Genomic DNA, 18,798 nt, shown 5'->3' with positions numbered 1-18,798 from the left:
GGTAATAATTAAATATTAGTAGCAGGGATAAACTCAACTGGAGCCATTGTCATTGCATCTAATGGTGGTGCGAAGTCTGTTAGGTGTATGCCATCAACCGCTGCTTTGTACTCTTCCAATGTTGGGAAACGTCCCAATATTGTAGAAAGCACAACAACTGGAGTTGAACCTAACAGTGACTCACCTTTCTTCTCGTTCGAGTCTGCTACAACACGACCTTGGAACAATCGAGTCGAAGTTGCAATAACCGTATCACCAGGCTCGGCTTTCTCTTGGTTACCCATGCATAAGTTACAACCAGGGCGCTCCAAGTAAAGGATGTTTTCGTACTTAGTACGTGCTTGACCTTTAGGATTGCTGTCGTCAAATTCGAAACCAGCGTATTTCTTAAGGATTTCCCAATCGCCTTCCGCTTTTAATTCATCAACGATGTTATAAGTTGGTGGTGCAACAACCAATGGCGCTTTGAATGTTACGCTGCCATTTTGTTTTTCGATGTTGCGTAACATTTGAGCGATGATTTGCATGTCACCTTTGTGAACCATGCAAGAGCCAACGAAGCCTAAATCAACCGGTTTATCTTTGTAGAAAGACACTTGGCGAATGACGTCATGTGTATAGCGCTTAGAAACATCATCGTTATTGACATCTGGATCGGCAATCATCGGTTCGATGATCTCGTCAAGATCAACAATAACTTCAGCATAGTATTTAGCGTTATTGTCTGGTACAAGAGCAGGCTGTTCGCCTGACTTGATGCCTGCAATGCGCTTATTAGCAAGATCGATTAGGTGATGAAGTGTTTTGGCTTCATTTTCCATGCCTTTGTCTATCATGATCTGGATGCGTTTTTTAGCCAGTTCTAAAGATTGGATTAGTGTGTCGTCTTTAGAAATACAGATAGAAGCTTTCGCTTTCATCTCGGCAGTCCAGTCAGTAAAGGTGAAGGCTTGGTCAGCCATCAATGTACCAATGTGAACTTCAATGACGCGGCCTTGGAAGACGTTTTCACCGCCAAACTGTTTAAGCATTTGAGCTTGCGTAGCATGGACGATGTCACGGAAGTCCATGTAGCTCTTCATTTTGCCCTTAAAAGTTACCTTGACGGATTCTGGGATTGGCATAGTGGCTTCACCTGTTGCCAGAGCCAACGCAACGGTTCCTGAGTCAGCGCCAAATGCAACGCCTTTAGACATACGAGTATGAGAGTCGCCACCAATGATAATCGCTGTATCATCAACAGTAATGTCGTTCAACACTTTGTGTATAACGTCTGTCATTGGAGGGTAGACGCCTTTGGGATCACGACCAGTGATTAATCCAAATTTGTGCATGAAAGACATCAGTTTAGGAATGTTGGCTTGTGCTTTTGAATCCCAAACAGATGCAGTGTGACAGCCTGATTGGTAGGCACCATCAACACTTGGAGAAATAACGGTAGCCGCCATAGACTCCAATTCTTGAGCCGTCATTAAGCCTGTTGTGTCCTGTGAGCCGACGATGTTTACTTTAACGCGAACATCTGAGCCGGCGTGAAGAGCTTTCTTCGATTTTACGCCTACTGCGTTTTTATTGAAGATTTTCTCAACGGCTGTCATGCCTTGATTGTCTTTAGAGATCTCTTTTGCTGGAGCGTAAACGGTTGGTGCTGTGATGCCCAAAGTTTCTGCCGCAAAGGTTTGAAGTTTCTTGCCGAATACCACAGCGTAGGAGCTGCCGGCTTTCATGAACTCAACTTGCTGAGGTGTAAAAGCGGAAGAAATATCCACTAACATTTTATCGCCGTTGTACAGTTTCTTTTCTTTGGTATTAATCGTTAATACTGTGCCTGTTTCAACAGAATAAGCTTGCTCAAGAACGACATCACCATTAGCGTCAAGTACAGGCTTGCCATTGGCATCCAGTTTTTTCACCCAGTTTTTAAGATCTAGACCAATACCACCTGTCACACCTACCGTTGTCATGAAGATAGGAGAAATGCCGTTTGTACCAGCGACGATAGGGGCAAAGTTTACAAATGGAATGTAAGGACTTGCTTGTTGGCCCGCCCAAAGTGCAACGTTGTTCACACCAGACATACGTGACGAACCAACGCCCATTGTGCCTTTTTCAGCGATAAGCATAACTTTCGCATTTGGGTGTTTAACTTGCAATGCTTTGATTTCTTGCTGAGCTTGTGGGGAGATCATGCATTTGCCATGAAGTTCACGGTCTGAGCGAGAGTGTGCTTGGTTGCCTGGAGAAAGCAAATCTGTAGAAATATCACCTTCCGCTGCGATGTAGGTTACTACTTCGATTTTTTCACTTATATCAGGAAGCTTGGTGAAGAACTCAGCTTTGGCGTAGCTTTCTAGAATGTCTTTGGCAATGGTATTACCCGCTTTGTAAGCGGATGCAATGCGTTCCATGTCAGCTTCGTATAGGAATACTTGTGTTTTCAACACGTCAGCAGCAGGTGCTGCGATAGCCAAATCATCGGATAATGCAAGATCAATTAAGACTTTAACAGAAGGGCCGCCTTTCATATGAGAAAGTAGCTCTAGAGCAAATTCTGGGGTGATTTCTTTTACGCTGGATTCGCCTAAAATGATTTCTTTTAAGAACTGGGCTTTAACAACTGCAGCGCTTGTGGTGCCTGGTAAGGTGTTATAAATGAAAAAAGAAAGAGATTCTTTACGGTGCTCGTGTTTTTCATCTTTGATTTGAGCAATGATTTCAGCAACCAAGTTGCCGTCATCAATGGGTTTAGGATGCAACCCTTGGCCTTTACGATTCTCTATTTCTTGTAAGTACTCTAAATATAAGCTCATTTGCACCTCTGAATAATAATTTACGATAACGTTATGTGCTAATAATGGAATGTAGGTTCACACTGTTTGTCTAATAGTGTGTCTAACTTTCCTGTGTCATTCCTTTGCTTAGCTTTTTCTATACAGATCGTTATTGGCATCAAGGGTTAGATACAATAATGTATCTAAAACAGGTCTTTCGAAATGCCTACAATATGTGTTTAGCATATTGAGTCCCTTGGGCTTTCATTTTCGACTTTACCGGTCGCAATGTTAGAAAACGTGGTTTGATTTAACAAATCAAACCAATCACTATCTTTACCATTTATTGTTGCACTTATTTTATATAAAAAAAGAACTAAAGGCTTACTCTAGGCCATAACAATTTCGAATAGGTGACATTTAGCGGAATTATTCTGATTTAGGCATGTCATCATGTTGCTGAATAATACGTACGACTCTAAAACCCCAATTACTGGCTTTTAATGTTGGCTCAGCTCGATATCGAGTGGCACTTCTACCTACTCTTGGAATGTCAAACCAAGATCCACCGCGCAAAACCCGACTGTCGCACTGGTCAGATAACCACACTTGATTTTTACTGGGCGCACCTTCATAGGAGTCGTGATAACAATCTTCTACCCATTCAGCAACGTTGCCATGCATATCAAATAAGCCGAGTGGATTACTTGCCTGACTGCCAACGGGGGCTGTAGAAACGCCATCCCATTGACTCCCGCAACTGTCACAAACACTGTAACCCGGTTTGACGCTGTTGCCATACCAAAAAGCAGTACTGGAATCAGCACGCGCAGAATATTCCCATTCTATTTCTGTCGGGAGGCGATATTCTTCGTTGGTTTGTTCAGACAGCCAAGCAGTATAGGCTTTAGCATCGTACCAACTCACGTTAATGACCGGACGTTGGCCGCGCCCCCATCCATTGTCTGGTGGTAAGTCACGTCCTGTTGCTTTGGCAAATCGATCATATTGATCAAAGGTCACTTCATGTTTACTGATAAAAAAACCATTGGGAATGTCAACTTCATGGACCGGCTTTTCATTATCGTCACCTATTCTATTTTGATCCCCCATCATAAATGTGGCCGGCGGGATTTTTTCTATCTTAGGAGCTGTACCGCCAGAGATGAGTGGCTCTTCTAGTGTTTGTGGTAGTGCTTCAAATGGTGTGCGCACTTCTACTTTTGGTTCAGGTGTTGGCGCATTCACCGTTTCTTCTTGCCGAGGCTCTGGCCATAAAACGACTGCAGCAATGATTCCTGAAGTCAGTGATGCTCCAGCGATAATCATCGTTTTCGAAGACGTATTGCGAATATAGCGCTTGATAGCGCGTTTTGTGTTTGAGCTGGCGTTAGCTTCGGGTTTGTAAAGGTTTGCCCGCAGCATCTGAATGACTTCGGTCAGAGATTTTGGTCTGTGGCGCTCGCTTTCGCGGCTCCATTTAAGAAGGCGGCTCCAAGTGGCATCACTTAAATTGGGGTGCGCATCAGGTAGATTGGTTGCAAAATCCTTATCAAGAATCGATTCTCCTAATAGTGCTGCCATTAACAGTTTCATAAAGGCAAAACTGTCGGAGATAGGGGCGCGTTTTTGTTCTTTTTTTGAGTATTCAGGTGGAAAAAGGCGCACATCCATTTCAGTTTCTTCAATACGCTTCATCCAATTGTAACAACCAAACCCTGTCATTACCCCCAAACCATTGACCACATGGATGGAATTTAAATCTAGATGCCCGTGAAAGAGTCCATTTTTATGAACCTGATCTAAAGCCTTCGCCATATTATCAAACAAGCCGATGACGACATTGAGTGGTGCCCCATCCGGGTATTTACCTAAAAAGCTGTATAAGTTCTCTCCACCACAGACAGCAGAGCATGAAAATACCCATAAATTAGAATAAAAAGGAGGGTAATTAGGGGTGATCGCAGGGTGTTTTACACTGGCGTATTTTCTTGCGTTCTGTAAAAAATCTTCAACCTTACCCTTTTTAGGTTGGAAGAAACGCAGTACAAAAGGTCGCCCACCTTGGTCGGCGACCCAAGTGGTTTTAGAGCTATCGACTGGGTAATTTAGAACGTAAGGGTCGAGTTCGACACCAACATGTTGTCCAATCTTTAGTTTTTGGGGGTCATAAAAATCATTCATTACGAATTTGATATCCAAATCAAGACGTTGCTGCCTAAGTGTTTAATACAGGGTATAATCACGTTTTTTAACACAAAAAGGTAGAGTAATGTTATCTGCATACCCAGAGCTTGTTGAATTTCTTCCATGCAAATCTCCTGAAGCATGGGTAAATTGGGCGATAGAGAATCAAACCTTGCTGTTAAATGATCACGCTCATTGTGAGAAAAAAGCCGCGTCAACGGCTATGAGTCTAATGTATCGCTATGTGGATCGCGATAACCTGTTGCATAAAATGTCCCGTTTAGCTCGGGAAGAGCTGTTGCATTTTGAGCAAGTGCACAAATTGATGCGCAAAAGAGGGATTGCTTATGAGCATCTAACCGCATCACGTTATGCGGATGGTATGCGTAAGCATATTAGAACTCATGAACCTGCACGCTTGGTTGATACGTTAATTATCGGTGCCTTTGTTGAAGCACGTTCTTGCGAACGCTTTGCTATATTGGCTCCTCACTTAGACGAAGAGTTGTCAAAGTTTTATATCTCCTTGCTTAAATCGGAAGCGCGTCATTTTGAAGACTATCTTGAACTTGCTCAGGAGTATGCCAACGAGGCAATTGATGATCGTGTTGCTTTTTTTAGAGAGTTGGAGCGCCAGTTAATTACGGAGCCTGATGTCGAATTTCGTGTGCACAGCGGGCCTCCAAGCGTTAATTAAGTTACAAATTTCCACAATCTATTTCTTCACTTAAATGGAGAGTTTTTAAGAGGCTGCTACACTAATATTTGAGGCCTTGTTGTCCACGCTGTGGACAACAGCCTCATGGTATTACTCGATACTCTGGAGAAATATGATGGGCCTACATAAGAGCGAAACCCTCCCAGATGTTACCTATTGGCTTGCCTTAGAGATTGCCAAAGTAGATCCTGTTGTTGATTTGGATGTGATGTATAAGGGGTCTTTAGAGCTGGACTTTTTATATCAACTGCTTACTTGCAAAGTGCAGCAGCATTGGTGGCAAACTTATGGCATTCAATTAAGCCCGGCCATTGTCAATAATGCCTTTTTTCGTGCAGTGGCCATGTTGCATAACCGGAACATAGAATTCAATCGATCTCGTAATTTAGAAGAGACGGTCTGGGTTCGGCAGCTGTTAAAGCGTTAAATCGGCGTCTTGGGTATAGCTGGATGTGGTGATGAGCATATTCAAAAGATATTTTTTGCTACGATATTCATTTAAAAGCGCCTCGGCGAACTTATTGACTGAGGCGCTTGATTTCTGTTATGACCTCATTCACGGCTATCTTGTGAGGGTTTCGCGGTGTATTTCTTTTAGTCCAATCAGTCCATGCTGTAGAAAATTCTCCACAGAAGTGCGATATTGGCGAAAAATGTTTCCTTCGATACTAGCGAGCCAAACAGCATTATCCCAGTCACCAAGTACACAGCGTAAGTAGTTGTCTGCTTGATGGGTTTCTGGACGATGGGTATGTCCATGAATAACCGTTTTGCAATGGTGGTGTTCCAAAGATGTTTTTACAGCGCTTTCCGTAACGTCCATGATGTCCATGGATTTTGCTGTCGCCATGGATTTACTATCATTGCGAAGCTGTGCTGCAAGCGCGATACGTTGCTCTAACGGCATGGCTAAAACATGTTCTTGCCAAGTTTTGGAGCGAACCGTTGTTCGAAAAGCTTGATACTCTGTATCTCCTAAACAATATTCGTCACCGTGGGTGAGAAGGACCGCGTTTCCGTTTATGGATAGCAGTGTTTGTTCATGCATAAAAGAGGCATTAACCCGAGATAACCATTCTTGACCAATGAGAAAATCTCTGTTGCCATGCAGAAAATACAGTTTAATGCCCGAATGCGTCAATTCAAGAAGCGCATTCTCTATTTGGGTGTTCCAATCGGCTTGGAAATCGTCACCGATCCAAGCTTCATAAAAATCACCTAGAATATACAGTTCTGCTTCTTCTTGGCGAGCAATCAGGTCTTTTGTCATTTGAACAAACGCCCGGATAAGATCCGGACGTTTGTCGCTCAAATGCAAATCTGAGATAAAATAACGAATCATTAGCCTTCGCTTTTTACCAATTCTGCACTTTCGATGATGACATCTTCAGCAGGCACATCTTGGTGACCTGATTTCATTGTCGTTTTTACTTCTTTGATTTTGTTAACGACATCCATACCGGCCGTTACCTTACCAAATACTGCGTATCCCCAACCGTCAGGTGTCTTGCTGCGATGGTTTAGGAAGCTATTGTCTGCCACGTTGATGAAAAACTGTGCAGAAGCAGAGTGAGGGTCCATGGTACGAGCCATTGCTAAAGTACCAATTTCATTCTTTAGGCCGTTGTCAGCTTCGTTCTCGATGGCCGTGCGGGACTCTTTTTGTGTCATGCCTGGCTCAAAACCGCCGCCTTGAATCATGAAGCCATTGATAACACGGTGAAAAATAACACCATTATAAAAGCCTGAAGTCACATAATCTTCAAAGTTTTTTGCCGATTTTGGCGCTTTTTCGTAATCCAGTTCAACGTGAATGTCACCGTGATTTGTGTGCAAAATAATCATTTAAGATTCCTTGTTTAATGAACAGTAAAGTTTCGTTTATCTAATCAATGTTGAGCATTTTATGTGTTTGTAAGCTAAGACGCCACCTTGGATGCGATAAACAATAGTGCAAAGTGGCTTGCTGGGTGTCAATGAGTGGAATTTGATCAGCTGTTAGGTGGCTTTGGTCCATTGGTTGCAGGTAAAAATGTGTAAAATCTAGGCTTTCAAATAAATCTGGTGAGATATGTGATTGCGGATAAACCAGCTTGAGTTCGTCACCTTTAGTTACCACTAAAGGTTTGGCTGTTTTTGGGCTTACACAAACCCAATCAATCCCTTGGGGTAATGCCATTGTGCCATTGGTTTCAATGGCGATGGTGTAGCCGTGACGTTTCATTTCAGAAATGAGTTCATCGTCGAGTTGAAGGGCGGGTTCACCGCCCGTAAAAACAACGTATTTATGTCCTTGGTTTTCAGGCCAAAGAGCATCGATATGGGAGCGTAATTGTTCGGCGGTGTTAAATTTTCCGCCATGCTGCCCGTCTGTACCAATAAAATCGGTGTCACAGAATTGACATTCGGATTTTGCGCGCGTTTTTTCAAGACCAGACCATAAGTTACAGCCGGTAAAACGACAAAATAGAGCAGGGCGTCCAGCGTGAGCGCCTTCGCCTTGTAATGAATAAAAGGCTTCTTTAATAGAATACATTTGGTTACACCTGTTACATCTCGAAAAACAGTCGAGGTAAGGGTTATAACTTTAGTTGAAAATTTAATGACTAAATTGGGCATTTGTGGAACAAAAACCAATTAGCACTAAAGCAAACACACTAAAATCAGAAATTAAGTTATTTGTACCGCTAAATGGTTAGATCTCGTAATCTAATGGATCTGTTTTACCTTGTTCAGCAAACGCTTCTAAACGTTCGTAGCAAGCGCCACATTTGCCACAAGATTTTTCACGTCCATTGTAACAGGTCCATGTATTGGCATAGTTAAGATTCATAGCCAATCCGGCTTTTAAAATCTCGCCTTTCGATGAATGCAAAAACGGTGTGACGATTTCCACCGATTGATAGTTGGCTATTTTAGATACCGCGTTCATGGCTTCCACAAATTCTGGACGGCAATCAGGATAGATATGATGATCGCCAGAGTGCGCACCGTAATAGACTTTGCCTGCTTCTAATGAAACGGCATAGGCAATTGCCATAGAAAGCAGAACCATATTGCGATTGGGTACGACAGTAGACTTCATGTTGTCGTCTTCGTAATGGCCTTCTGGAATCTCAGCATCGCTGGTCAAAGAAGAGTTTGCCATTAAGCTATTAATGGCAGTGATATCGACCACTTTATGGGAAATGCCCAATTCACGACAAACCTTTGTGGCCACGTCCAGTTCTTTGCTGTGCTTTTGCCCATAGTTAAAGGATAAAGCGTAAACATCCAATCCGTTTTGAATGGCCGTATTCAGAACAGTAAAAGAATCCATTCCTCCTGAATATACCACGACGGCTTTTTCAGACATGTTTGTGTCCTCGTAAAGGTCTTTTTGAATGAAAAAAGACCAGGTTAATAAAGCGTTGGAGTATAACAGAAGCGCGAGATACCAAACTAGGAAACTCTGCATAAGAAAGTATAAAGGGCTAGAGTAAAGATAAGGGCTTACAGTCAATTTCCATCTTTGTGTGCCGTCACCTATAATGCCACTCTTTCGGCTTTCTGTGTGTTGATTAGGTCGCTGTCTCCGTTTTGATGGCCATCATCACGCCGATGATTTTGATGCCGAATCAGCATATGGATTTTCGTTATCAAATCCTTGGTTGCTTGGTGCGTTAGCGGCTTTTATCGTGGGTATTTGGCGTCAGCAGCAATTGTTAACTATTCTAGTGGACGTTCTGGTTTTTTTCGTGGCGAAATACGGATTTTCATTATAAAAAAAACAGAAAAAGACCGAAAAGATTTTCTGCTCAATATCCTATGCAAACCTAAATACTATATACTTACCGATCAAAGTAACAATATTGTTAGACCAACACTTATCGGGACTTACATCAAACATGTCAGAAACGTCTAAACCAGGTAATTTCATTACCCAAATCATTGATAAAGATAACGAATCAGGTAAACATGGCGGTAAGGTTCTTACTCGCTTTCCACCTGAACCAAATGGCTACTTACACATTGGTCATGCGAAATCTATTTGCCTTAATTTCGGCTTAGCGCAGCGTTACAACGGTCAATGTAATCTACGTTTTGATGACACCAACCCTGAGAAGGAAAGTGTTGAATACATAGAGTCTATTAAACGTGATGTGGAATGGCTTGGTTTTCAATGGAGCGGCGAGCCTAAATTTGCCTCGGATTATTTCGACGAGTTATTTGATTTTGCGGTACAGCTCATTCAAGCAGGCAAAGCCTATGCTTGTGAGTTAAACGCAGAGCAGATGCGTGAATACCGTGGCACATTAAAGGAGCCTGGTAAAAACAGCCCATTCCGTGATCGTACCGTTGAAGAAAACATGGCTATCTTTATGGACATGAAAAACGGTAAGTATAAAGATGGCGAAGTGGTTCTGCGAGCCAAGATTGATATGGCGAGTCCCAAACATAAATATGCGTGATCCGATCATTTATCGCGTTCGTCATGTACACCATCACCAAACGGGTGATAAGTGGTGCGTGTACCCAATGTATGACTTTACGCATTGCTTGTCCGATGCATTGGAAAATATTACGCATTCTGTTTGTACGCTGGAATTCCAAGATCACCGACCATTATATGATTGGGTTCTAGAAACATTAAATACAGCGCATCCGCAGCAAATTGAATTCGCGCGTTTGAACTTAAACTACACAGTGACGAGTAAGCGTAAGCTTAAGCAACTAGTGGATGACAAACATGTTCATGGCTGGGACGACCCTCGTATGCCAACGATTTCTGGTCTGCGTCGTCGTGGTTACACGGCGTTGTCTATTCGAAATTTCTGTGAGCGTATTGGGGTGACCAAATCTGACGGTGTTGTGGATGTTGGTATGCTAGAACACGCCATTCGTGAAGATTTGGATGCAAGCGCAAATCGTGTCATGGTGGTGTTAAATCCAATTAAGGTGACCTTGACCAACTATCCGGCAGACAAAGAAGAAATCTTCACGGTTGGCAATCATCCAAAAAACGAAGAAGCGGGTACTCGTGAAGTGCCATTTAGTAAAGAGCTGTACATAGATGCGGCCGATTTTGCTGAAGTGCCACCTCGCAAATGGAAACGTTTGACACTGGATGGTGCGGTTCGCCTTCGTGGTGGCTACGTCATTATTTGTGATGAAGCAATTAAGAATGAAGCGGGTGAAGTGGTAGAGGCTCTTATGTCGCTACGATGAGAAAACACTTGGTGTAAATCCAGAAGACTACAAACCAAAAGGTGTTATTCATTGGGTGAGCGCTAAGCACGCTGTAGACGCGACCGTGAATCTTTATGATCGTTTGTTTGTCAATGAGGCGCCGGATGCCAATTATGAAGATAAAACCTTTTTGGACTTTATCAATCCAGATTCTTTGACTGTGCTAACCAATGCCAAAGTTGAGCCTTCATTGATGACGTCTGATAAAGGTCAGAGCTTCCAGTTCGAGCGTGAAGGGTATTTCTGCCGAGATTTAAAAGAAGACGGTTTAGTATTTAACCGTACGGTAACATTGCGTGACTCTTGGGCAAAGATCGAAGCAAAAGGAAATTAAGCGCATGCTGAAGATTTATAATACCCTCAGTGGTAAAAAAGAAGTTTTCAAACCTATTGTTGAAGGCAAAGTCGGCATGTATGTCTGTGGCAATACCGTCTATGACTTTTGTCACATTGGGCATGCACGCGCGATGATTTCCTTTGACGTTATTTCGCGTTTTATTCGTCATCTTGGTTATGAGCTGAATTATGTTCGTAACATTACGGATGTTGATGACAAGATCATCAAACGTGCTGAAGAGAATAATGAATCAACCCAGTCTTTGACTGAGCGAATGATTACGGCACAGCGCGAAGATGAACTGCGTCTTGGAAACAAAATGCCAGACCGTGAGCCGAAAGCCACTGAGTTTATGCAAGAAATTATTGATATGGTGCAAATCCTTATTGATAAAGGTTTTGCTTATCATGGCACTTCTGGCGACGTTTATTATCGAGCGACTAAATTCAAAGATTACGGCAAATTAAATAACCGCAAACTTGAAGATATGTTGGCTGGTGCTCGAATTGATGTCGAGGTGGCAAAAGAGCATCCAGCAGATTTCGTGTTGTGGAAACAAGCGAAAGCTGGCGAAGTGTCTTGGCCTTCACCTTGGGGGGATGGTCGTCCTGGTTGGCACATTGAATGTTCTGCCATGTCGACTAATTGCCTGGGTAGTCACTTTGATATTCATGGTGGCGGTCCTGACCTTAAGTTTCCACACCATGAAAATGAAATTGCTCAGTCAGAAGCGGCAACCGGTAAGGACTATGTTAACTACTGGATGCATTGTGGTGCGGTTCGTGTGAATAACGAAAAGATGTCCAAGTCTTTGGGTAACTTCTTCACGGTGCGTGATGTATTGGCCAAGTTTAATCCTGAGGTGGTTCGCTACCTGATGGTGTCTAGTCAGTACCGCAGTGCCATTGATTATTCAGATCAAAGTTTGCATGATGCAAAAGTGGCGTTAGAGCGTCTTTATACGGCATTGCGTCATCAGCCTATTGCAGAATCCTATGTATCGACAGAATTTACTGCTCGGTTCGAAGAAGCAATGAAGGATGATTTTAATACCGCTGTGGCGGTTTCTGTTTTGTTTGAATTGGTTCGAGATTTAAATAAAGCGAAAACTGAGGACGCGGATAAAGCATCAAAATTGGCTGCGGAATTACGTTCTTTGGCGGAATTGCTTGGATTGCTTCACCAAGATCCAGAATACTTTTTGCAAAATAGTACGGTGTCCGAAGGGCTGAGCGAAGCAGCAATACAGGCTTTGATTGATGAAAGAGCGCAGGCGCGAAAAGACAAAAATTTTGCGCGCGGTGATGAGATTCGTGATGAATTAGCCAGTCAAGGTATTGAGCTTTTGGATAGTCGTGAAGGAACAACTTGGACTAGGCATTAAGCGTCTTTCGCAAAAGTCGAACAAAAGAGTGGGCTAAAATAAAGAAAAAGGCGATGGTTGCATCGCCTTTTTATTGGTTTATTGTTTACGTTATTGGTTTAGTCTTTCACAACTTTGACGGCCAGTACGTCGCACGGTGCGCCATGAAGTACGCCGTTGGCAGTAGAGCCTAATAAAAGTGCTAGTCCATGACGGCCATGGCTACCTACCACAATAAGATCGACTCTTTTTTCTTCGGCAATGCGGTGTATTTCGCTTTCTATGCCGCCTTGGGAAATGCAGCTCTCGCTAACAGGAATATCGAGCTGGGCCTCTAGGATGGCGATACGTTCTTTAGCGGTTTCTTGCAATTGTGCTTGAATATCCGTTATGTCGATTGGCACATCGCCGCCGTAGGCATAGTTTAAGGACTCAATGACATGGAGTATGGTCAGTTCAGCGCCAGTTGCTTTGCATAATGCGACAGCCTTATTGGCAACCTTAATGCTTTCATCGGTTAGATCAACAGCGAGTAGAATTCTGTTATACATCATAGAACACCTCCAAAAAATTGGCTTGATTAACTTATTTTAGTTGAAAACTCGAGAGACATGAAAATATGACTGCTCTTATTGTTATTTTTATTACACTATCATTAATGGGGTCGGCATTATGGATCATGCCACATAAAAAAGAGCGTCAACGCATGGCATTACGTATGCATGCTCGAAAGCTGGGTCTTACCGTTCAGCTTACATCAATTGACCTTCCTGACAAGTGGGATAAGTCAATCAACCGACAAAAAACAATCGCTTATTCTTTTTATCGTTTAAAGCCTATTGCTACTTTGCCGCCGCAGCTTTTGTTATTACCTTTCGAGGTATGGAAATATCATGCCTTGGCTGATGGGTGGTGGTCTAGTAAATTTTTTGAATTGAATAGCGCATCTAAAAATACATTGGAACGTTATGGTCACTTGCTCACTGCGGTAAAAATTACCCCAGAGTATGTCGCATTGTATTGGAGTGAAGCCGGAGATGAAGAGGCGCTAGCGGCGCTGACAACGTTGATTTTTTCATTGGCAGAATTGAAAACCGTCAATACTTAAAAGCAGTCCCTGTTAGGGGAGGATTTTTAGCGCCGATTAGTTTTTTTATGCGTGTCTAAATTGTGTATCAGTTCGCTTAGTACTTCTTCTGGATTGTCGCTGTCCTTCATGGCTTCAATTTTAGGTGATAAAATTTGCCGAATTCGATCCGTAACAAAGTTTTTTAACGCATTTTTTTCGGGGCGCTCTGTCGCATCGGATTTAAGGTGTGACAGAATGACACCATAAAGCGTTTGAGCAACGCGCATGTCGCCACTGGCAAAGTTTTTATTGGCTTGAACTATTTGGCGATTCAATTGAATCCATAGGTTGAGCCAGCGTAGATACTCATAGCATGCTTGGTAATGCGAATGGCTGATGCGGCCTTTTCGACGAAGATAGAGTAACATTTTTGCCAGTTTTGTTAGGCGTTCTCTATAATTGGTTTTTTCCTGAAAGCTGAATAGCTCTGGTTCCGGGTTAAATGTATGTGGGTCATTATTACGGTTTTCTTCGGCAGTGGCGATACGAATTTCTATTTTCTCTGGGTCGTCGGAATATTGCAGAAGCTCGCGAAGTGTGTCTAGATAGAAGTCATAAAGCACATCCGTCGCGATGGTGTCTGTGTTAATATCTCTTAAACCGCGGATATGTTGCTCAGCACGATCTGCTCGATTAGATAGTTGTAGTTGTTTAACGCGTCGCTGCGTAATTTCTTTTTCTTTTTGGTGTGCACGTGATCCAATAACAACAGACAAAAGCACAATGATGATCAAAAATGCAATTGTTAATATTTGAAGGGTAGCCATGATTGTCCTTAAGCAATGAATTCAGTATGTTAAATAAGAAATACTAAGTTCAGCAAGATTTAATGTGAAACAATACAGGGATCGCTTGTCATATAAAAGGTGTTTGCTTAATATCAGCGCCCCTAGAGATGAAACTTCGTGCAACGTGGATTTGCAGACCTACTTTATTAAAAGGCTTACACAGTTCAATGGGAAAATCACTGGTTATCGTGGAATCGCCGGCTAAGGCGAAAACCATCAACAAATACCTAGGCAACGACTTTATTGTCAAATCGAGTGTAGGACACATTCGAGATTTGCCAACTGGTACAACTGCCACCTCTACGCCTCAAGAGCGCGCAAAGCAAGCTGCTTTGACACGTAAGATGAGTCCAGAAGAAAAACTTGAGTATAAAAGTAGTAAATCCCGTCAACAGTTAATTTCTAGAATGGGTGTGGATCCAGAACATAACTGGAAAGCGCACTATGAAATTTTGCCGGGTAAAGAAAAAGTTGTCGATGAATTAAAACGACTTGCTAAGAATGCTGACACCATCTATCTCGCAACCGATTTGGATAGAGAGGGGGAGGCGATTGCTTGGCATTTGCGTGAAGCTATTGGTGGCGATGATAGTCGTTATAAGCGCGTCGTTTTTAACGAAATTACTAAAAAAGCCATAAAAGCGGCGTTTGAAACGCCATCTGAATTGGATATGAACCGAGTCAATGCGCAGCAAGCGCGTCGTTTCTTGGATCGTGTAGTTGGCTTTATGGTGTCGCCTTTGCTTTGGGCAAAAGTGGCCAGAGGGCTCTCTGCGGGTCGTGTTCAGTCTGTGGCTGTGCGCTTGATTGTAGAGCGTGAAAAAGAGATTCGTGCATTTGTTCCTGATGAGTTTTGGGAACTTGATGCAATGCTAGCGACGCCTTCGAAGGAGGTGATCAAATTCGAGGCGGCGAAATATCAAGATAAAGAATATCGTCCCGTTAATAAGGCGCAATCTGATGAGCATGTTGCACGTTTGATTGATGCTAAATATCTGGTTAGCAGCCGAGAAGACAAACCGACAAGCAGCAAGCCTTCTGCGCCTTTCATTACGTCTACGTTGCAACAAGCGGCAAGTACACGTTTAGGTTATGGCGTTAAAAAGACCATGATGCTTGCTCAGCGTCTGTATGAAGGTGGTTATATTACGTATATGCGTACTGACTCGACGAATTTGAGTGTCGATGCAGTCGAGGCATTAAGAGGTTATATACTGTCTAATTTTGGTGAAGCGTATTTGCCTGAAGAGCCGATTCGTTATAGCAGTAAAGAAGGCGCGCAAGAGGCCCATGAAGCCATTCGTCCTTCTGACGTCACCGTTCGTGTTGATGATTTACAAGGCATGGAGAAGGACGCTCATCGTTTGTACGACCTGATCCGTAGTCAGTTTATGGCGTGTCAAATGACGCCTGCAGAATATACGTCAACAACGATTACGGTTACTTCTGGGGATTATGAATTTAAAGCCAAAGGGCGAATCTTACGTTTTGACGGTTATACGCGTGCAATGCATACCGTGGCTAAAAAAGGGGAAGACAATATTCTTCCGGATGTTGGTCAGGGAGAATACCTGGATCTTAAAGAGCTTTTGCCTGAGCAGCATTTTACTAAACCAGTTGCTCGCTTTAGCGAAGCCAGTTTGGTGAAAGAGCTTGAGAAACGTGGTATTGGTCGACCTTCAACATATGCTTCTATCATTTCTACCATTCAAGATCGTGGTTATGTTCGGGTTGAAAATCGCCGTTTTTATGCCGAAAAAATGGGAGATATTGTCACTGAGCGTTTGGTGGATAGCTTCAGTTCCTTGATGAATTTTAGTTTTACGGCACAAATGGAAGAGCAATTAGACGATATTGCTGAAGGTCATAAAGATTGGATTAAAACACTGAATGCGTTTTATAAAGATTTTAGTACGGTACTGGCTAAAGCGGAGTCGCCTGATGGTGGTATGATGCTCAATGAGCCGACGCCGACGGATATTGCGTGTCCAACATGCTCTCGTCCGATGCAGATTCGTACAGCCAGTACAGGAGTGTTCTTGTCATGTTCAGGCTACGCTTTGCCGCCAAAAGAGCGCTGTAAAGCAACCATTAACCTTATTCGTGGTGATGAGGTTATTGCTGTTGATGATGAAGAAGGTGAATCTAAAGCGCTTATTAATAAACATCGCTGTCAGATCTGTGGCTCGGCCATGGATAGCTATTTGATGGATGAAAACCGTAAGTTGCATGTTTGTGGTAACAATCCGTCCTGTTCTGGTTACGAGGTAGAGAAGGGCTCCTTTAAAATTAAGGGATACGATGGTCCTACCCTTGAGTGCGACAAGTGTGGCTCTGAAATGCAACTTAAGACAGGTCGTTTTGGTAAGTATTTCGGTTGTACTAATGAGAGCTGTAAAAACACTCGTAAGCTTCTTAAAAATGGCGAAGCTGCGCCACCTAAGATGGATCCTGTGCCTATGCCAGATTTGGCTTGCCAGAAGGTTGAGGATCATTATGTGTTACGTGATGGGGCGACGGGCTTATTTTTAGCTGCAAGCCAATTCCCGCGTAAACGTGAGACACGTGCGCCTTTAGTGGAAGAATTGCTGCCTTACATGGATCAGATTGATCCTAAATATCACTTTTTTGCGGATGCACCAAAGAAAGACCCTGAAGGTCGTCCTGCTATTATTCGTTACAGTCGTAAGACAAAAGAGCAATACGTCATGACGGAAGAGGAAGGTAAGCCAACTGGTTGGAAGGCATTTTATGTTGGCTCTAAATGGGTGATTGAAGAAGGTAAGAAAAAATGAGCGGTGTTACCTTGGCAAGTTTGACAAACCAAAAGCTGGATACGGCAAGACGCTTTATTCAGCAAAGTCAAATCAGTGAAGAAGCATGGCTTAATGTCGGCCTGGAAAGTTCAGCGATTTTTCAGTTAAGAAGCGCGCTGAATGGTTTGTTAAAAGAAGTGTCGACGACGTATTCATTATCTGGTTCTTTAGATGTGCCTAGCATGCTACGCGAAGCTGAAAAAAACAGATAATGGTTCCGGTGCTGACTGAGCTGGCGGATTTGTTTTCACGCCCCGAGTCTTGGTGTTCTCAGCTGAATCAAGCTTATTTGGTGCAATTTGAATGTCGTGGCTCTTTGTCTTCTCCGGTTCAAAGCGATAATTTGATTGGTCGCGGTAGTGATAACGGAGCATCTGTGAGTTTTTATTTAACCAAATTGGTTGAGTTGGTTTTGCGTTTTAGAGAAGAGTCATCAGAGTATTGAATATGAAAGAGTCCTACCTAGAAATTGTTGAGCTGGAGAATGGTGATATCGTGCTTCGTCCAGCCAGCGAGGATGGTGAGGAAACCGTTCCTTTGGCAATATTGCAGATCCTGGATGATACTCGATCTTATCTAAAGAATCGTTATTTTGAGTTGGCAAAATGCATGTTTCACGCGGGCATTGATTTTGTTTATTCTGAAGACGCCTTCTTTGATGAAGATTCAGATTATCTTGATGATGAGGAATTTCGACCAAAAATTCTGCATTAGTTTGTGAGCGAGTATAAGCACAAATAAAAAAGCGATGCTTAAGCTTCGCTTTTTTATTTGTGCATTGAAGAGCGTTTAAATACCTTGTCGAATCACGCCAACGGATAAGCCTTCTATCGCAAAGTCTTCGCTTTCAAGGTCAACGATGATGTCAGTAAACTCTTCGTTTTCAGGAATTAGTCGAACAATTTTGCCATTTTGTTCAAAGCGTTTAACGGTGACTTCATCGCCAATGCGTGCAACCACTATTTGTCCATTACGGACTGTGGTTGTTTTATGTACGGCGAGTAGATCACCTTCCATGATGCCGATATTTTTCATGCTGGTTCCTGATACAGACAAGAAATAATCTGCTTGTGGAGAAAACATGCTGGCAGGTATGTTCACGTGTGAGGCGATGTTCTCTTGGGCTAAAATAGGATAGCCAGCAGCAACTTTGCCAATGACAGGTAGGCCAAGGTCTTCTGTTAGATCGTCATTAGAAGCTCGCTCAACTAAGCGTATCCCTCTTGAGGCGCCAGACAGCATTTCAATTGCGCCTTTTTTGCATAAGGCTTTGAGATGCTCTTCAGCCGCATTAGGGGATTTAAACCCTAATCGGTGCGCTATTTCTGCTCTCGTTGGCGGAAACCCTGTTTCACCAATAAATTCGCGAATGGTTTCTAGTACGTCAGATTGTCTTTTGGTTAGTTTAATCATAAGTTGTCTGGTTGTTTATACAGTAACTGTTATTATATACAGCATTC

The 18,798-nt window shown here is 42.9% G+C and carries 17 protein-coding genes and 1 pseudogene; 9 read left to right on the top strand and 9 right to left on the bottom strand.

Annotation, left to right across the window (positions count from 1 at the left end):
• Positions 1-8: 8 nt before the first annotated feature.
• Together AC0L6V_RS06160 and AC0L6V_RS06155 are read right to left on the bottom strand one after the other, a co-directional pair.
• Positions 9-2,810, bottom strand: coding sequence for a bifunctional aconitate hydratase 2/2-methylisocitrate dehydratase (locus AC0L6V_RS06160; RefSeq protein ID WP_265221015.1), 2,802 nt, complete (start codon positions 2,808-2,810; stop codon positions 9-11).
• 390 nt (positions 2,811-3,200) lie between these two features.
• Positions 3,201-4,955, bottom strand: coding sequence for a formylglycine-generating enzyme family protein (locus tag AC0L6V_RS06155; protein WP_265221016.1), 1,755 nt, complete (start codon positions 4,953-4,955; stop codon positions 3,201-3,203).
• A gap of 88 nt (positions 4,956-5,043) precedes the next feature.
• Between AC0L6V_RS06155 and AC0L6V_RS06150 the strand changes: the two genes are divergently transcribed.
• Positions 5,044-5,655 carry a MiaE family protein gene (locus tag AC0L6V_RS06150; protein ID WP_265221017.1) on the top strand — a complete coding sequence of 204 codons (612 nt, stop codon included), beginning with the start codon at positions 5,044-5,046 and terminating at the stop codon, positions 5,653-5,655.
• Positions 5,656-5,788: 133 nt separating this feature from the next.
• A complete protein-coding gene (locus AC0L6V_RS06145; RefSeq protein ID WP_265221018.1) occupies positions 5,789-6,103 on the top strand; it encodes a hypothetical protein in 315 nt (104 codons plus the stop codon).
• 135 nt (positions 6,104-6,238) lie between these two features.
• Here AC0L6V_RS06145 and AC0L6V_RS06140 read toward each other — a convergent pair whose 3' ends face one another.
• The 4 genes from AC0L6V_RS06140 to queC form a co-directional block, all read right to left on the bottom strand.
• A complete protein-coding gene (locus AC0L6V_RS06140; RefSeq protein WP_265221019.1) occupies positions 6,239-7,018 on the bottom strand; it encodes a UDP-2,3-diacylglucosamine diphosphatase in 780 nt (259 codons plus the stop codon).
• Entirely contained in the window at positions 7,018-7,521 is a 504-nt protein-coding gene (locus AC0L6V_RS06135) for a peptidylprolyl isomerase (protein WP_111607821.1), read from the bottom strand. The genes AC0L6V_RS06140 and AC0L6V_RS06135 overlap by 1 nt, the downstream gene beginning before the upstream one ends.
• Positions 7,522-7,561: 40 nt before the next feature.
• On the bottom strand, positions 7,562-8,212 hold the full coding sequence (gene queE, locus AC0L6V_RS06130; RefSeq protein ID WP_265221020.1) for a 7-carboxy-7-deazaguanine synthase: 651 nt from the start codon (positions 8,210-8,212) through the stop codon (positions 7,562-7,564).
• Between the two features lie 159 nt (positions 8,213-8,371).
• Entirely contained in the window at positions 8,372-9,031 is a 660-nt protein-coding gene (gene queC, locus AC0L6V_RS06125) for a 7-cyano-7-deazaguanine synthase QueC (protein ID WP_265221021.1), read from the bottom strand.
• A gap of 532 nt (positions 9,032-9,563) precedes the next feature.
• Here queC and AC0L6V_RS06120 point away from each other — a divergent pair.
• Both AC0L6V_RS06120 and cysS read left to right on the top strand, forming a co-directional pair.
• Positions 9,564-11,239, top strand: a pseudogene (locus AC0L6V_RS06120) (glutamine--tRNA ligase/YqeY domain fusion protein).
• A 4-nt stretch (positions 11,240-11,243) separates the two neighbouring features.
• Positions 11,244-12,626 (top strand): cysteine--tRNA ligase, encoded by a 1,383-nt coding sequence (cysS, locus tag AC0L6V_RS06115; RefSeq protein ID WP_265221022.1) that lies wholly within the window; start codon positions 11,244-11,246, stop codon positions 12,624-12,626.
• Positions 12,627-12,724: 98 nt separating this feature from the next.
• On the opposite strand, the gene AC0L6V_RS06110 is transcribed toward cysS, so the two are convergent.
• Positions 12,725-13,159, bottom strand: coding sequence for a universal stress protein (locus AC0L6V_RS06110; protein ID WP_265221023.1), 435 nt, complete (start codon positions 13,157-13,159; stop codon positions 12,725-12,727).
• Between the two features lie 65 nt (positions 13,160-13,224).
• On the opposite strand from AC0L6V_RS06110, the gene AC0L6V_RS06105 reads away from it, so the two are divergent.
• Entirely contained in the window at positions 13,225-13,713 is a 489-nt protein-coding gene (locus tag AC0L6V_RS06105) for a hypothetical protein (RefSeq protein ID WP_409419537.1), read from the top strand.
• A gap of 26 nt (positions 13,714-13,739) precedes the next feature.
• Here AC0L6V_RS06105 and AC0L6V_RS06100 read toward each other — a convergent pair whose 3' ends face one another.
• Entirely contained in the window at positions 13,740-14,501 is a 762-nt protein-coding gene (locus AC0L6V_RS06100; protein ID WP_418138850.1) for a DNA topoisomerase I, read from the bottom strand.
• Positions 14,502-14,689: 188 nt separating this feature from the next.
• Between AC0L6V_RS06100 and topA the strand changes: the two genes are divergently transcribed.
• The 4 genes from topA to AC0L6V_RS06080 are packed head-to-tail and all read left to right on the top strand — an operon-like array spanning position 14,690 to position 18,052.
• Positions 14,690-17,317 (top strand): type I DNA topoisomerase, encoded by a 2,628-nt coding sequence (gene topA / locus AC0L6V_RS06095; RefSeq protein ID WP_409419535.1) that lies wholly within the window; start codon positions 14,690-14,692, stop codon positions 17,315-17,317.
• On the top strand, positions 17,314-17,550 hold the full coding sequence (locus AC0L6V_RS06090; RefSeq protein ID WP_418138849.1) for a hypothetical protein: 237 nt from the start codon (positions 17,314-17,316) through the stop codon (positions 17,548-17,550). Before topA ends, AC0L6V_RS06090 begins: the two co-directional genes overlap by 4 nt.
• Complete coding sequence (locus tag AC0L6V_RS06085; protein WP_418138848.1) at positions 17,550-17,783, top strand: hypothetical protein; 234 nt, start codon at positions 17,550-17,552, stop codon at positions 17,781-17,783. Before AC0L6V_RS06090 ends, AC0L6V_RS06085 begins: the two co-directional genes overlap by 1 nt.
• 2 nt (positions 17,784-17,785) lie before the next feature.
• Entirely contained in the window at positions 17,786-18,052 is a 267-nt protein-coding gene (locus tag AC0L6V_RS06080) for a hypothetical protein (protein WP_265221027.1), read from the top strand.
• Between the two features lie 75 nt (positions 18,053-18,127).
• On the opposite strand, the gene lexA is transcribed toward AC0L6V_RS06080, so the two are convergent.
• Complete coding sequence (lexA, locus tag AC0L6V_RS06075; RefSeq protein WP_265221028.1) at positions 18,128-18,751, bottom strand: transcriptional repressor LexA; 624 nt, start codon at positions 18,749-18,751, stop codon at positions 18,128-18,130.
• Positions 18,752-18,798 lie beyond the last annotated feature (47 nt).

Source organism: Marinomonas sp. G8-14, from assembly GCF_055808935.1.
Note: the sequence above shows the minus strand (reverse complement) of the source record. Positions and strands in the feature narration are given on the sequence as shown.

Bases quoted from the DNA above. Each gene is read 5' to 3' on its own strand.
- AC0L6V_RS06160 (WP_265221015.1), bottom strand. From the start codon at position 2,810: ATGAGCTTATATTTAGAGTACTTACAAGAAATAGAGAATCGTAAAGGC.
- AC0L6V_RS06155 (WP_265221016.1), bottom strand. From the start codon at position 4,955: ATGAATGATTTTTATGACCCCCAAAAACTAAAGATTGGACAACATGTT.
- AC0L6V_RS06150 (WP_265221017.1), top strand. From the start codon at position 5,044: ATGTTATCTGCATACCCAGAGCTTGTTGAATTTCTTCCATGCAAATCT.
- AC0L6V_RS06145 (WP_265221018.1), top strand. From the start codon at position 5,789: ATGATGGGCCTACATAAGAGCGAAACCCTCCCAGATGTTACCTATTGG.
- AC0L6V_RS06140 (WP_265221019.1), bottom strand. From the start codon at position 7,018: ATGATTCGTTATTTTATCTCAGATTTGCATTTGAGCGACAAACGTCCG.
- AC0L6V_RS06135 (WP_111607821.1), bottom strand. From the start codon at position 7,521: ATGATTATTTTGCACACAAATCACGGTGACATTCACGTTGAACTGGAT.
- queE (WP_265221020.1), bottom strand. From the start codon at position 8,212: ATGTATTCTATTAAAGAAGCCTTTTATTCATTACAAGGCGAAGGCGCT.
- queC (WP_265221021.1), bottom strand. From the start codon at position 9,031: ATGTCTGAAAAAGCCGTCGTGGTATATTCAGGAGGAATGGATTCTTTT.
- cysS (WP_265221022.1), top strand. From the start codon at position 11,244: ATGCTGAAGATTTATAATACCCTCAGTGGTAAAAAAGAAGTTTTCAAA.
- AC0L6V_RS06110 (WP_265221023.1), bottom strand. From the start codon at position 13,159: ATGATGTATAACAGAATTCTACTCGCTGTTGATCTAACCGATGAAAGC.
- AC0L6V_RS06105 (WP_409419537.1), top strand. From the start codon at position 13,225: ATGACTGCTCTTATTGTTATTTTTATTACACTATCATTAATGGGGTCG.
- AC0L6V_RS06100 (WP_418138850.1), bottom strand. From the start codon at position 14,501: ATGGCTACCCTTCAAATATTAACAATTGCATTTTTGATCATCATTGTG.
- topA (WP_409419535.1), top strand. From the start codon at position 14,690: ATGGGAAAATCACTGGTTATCGTGGAATCGCCGGCTAAGGCGAAAACC.
- AC0L6V_RS06090 (WP_418138849.1), top strand. From the start codon at position 17,314: ATGAGCGGTGTTACCTTGGCAAGTTTGACAAACCAAAAGCTGGATACG.
- AC0L6V_RS06085 (WP_418138848.1), top strand. From the start codon at position 17,550: ATGGTTCCGGTGCTGACTGAGCTGGCGGATTTGTTTTCACGCCCCGAG.
- AC0L6V_RS06080 (WP_265221027.1), top strand. From the start codon at position 17,786: ATGAAAGAGTCCTACCTAGAAATTGTTGAGCTGGAGAATGGTGATATC.
- lexA (WP_265221028.1), bottom strand. From the start codon at position 18,751: ATGATTAAACTAACCAAAAGACAATCTGACGTACTAGAAACCATTCGC.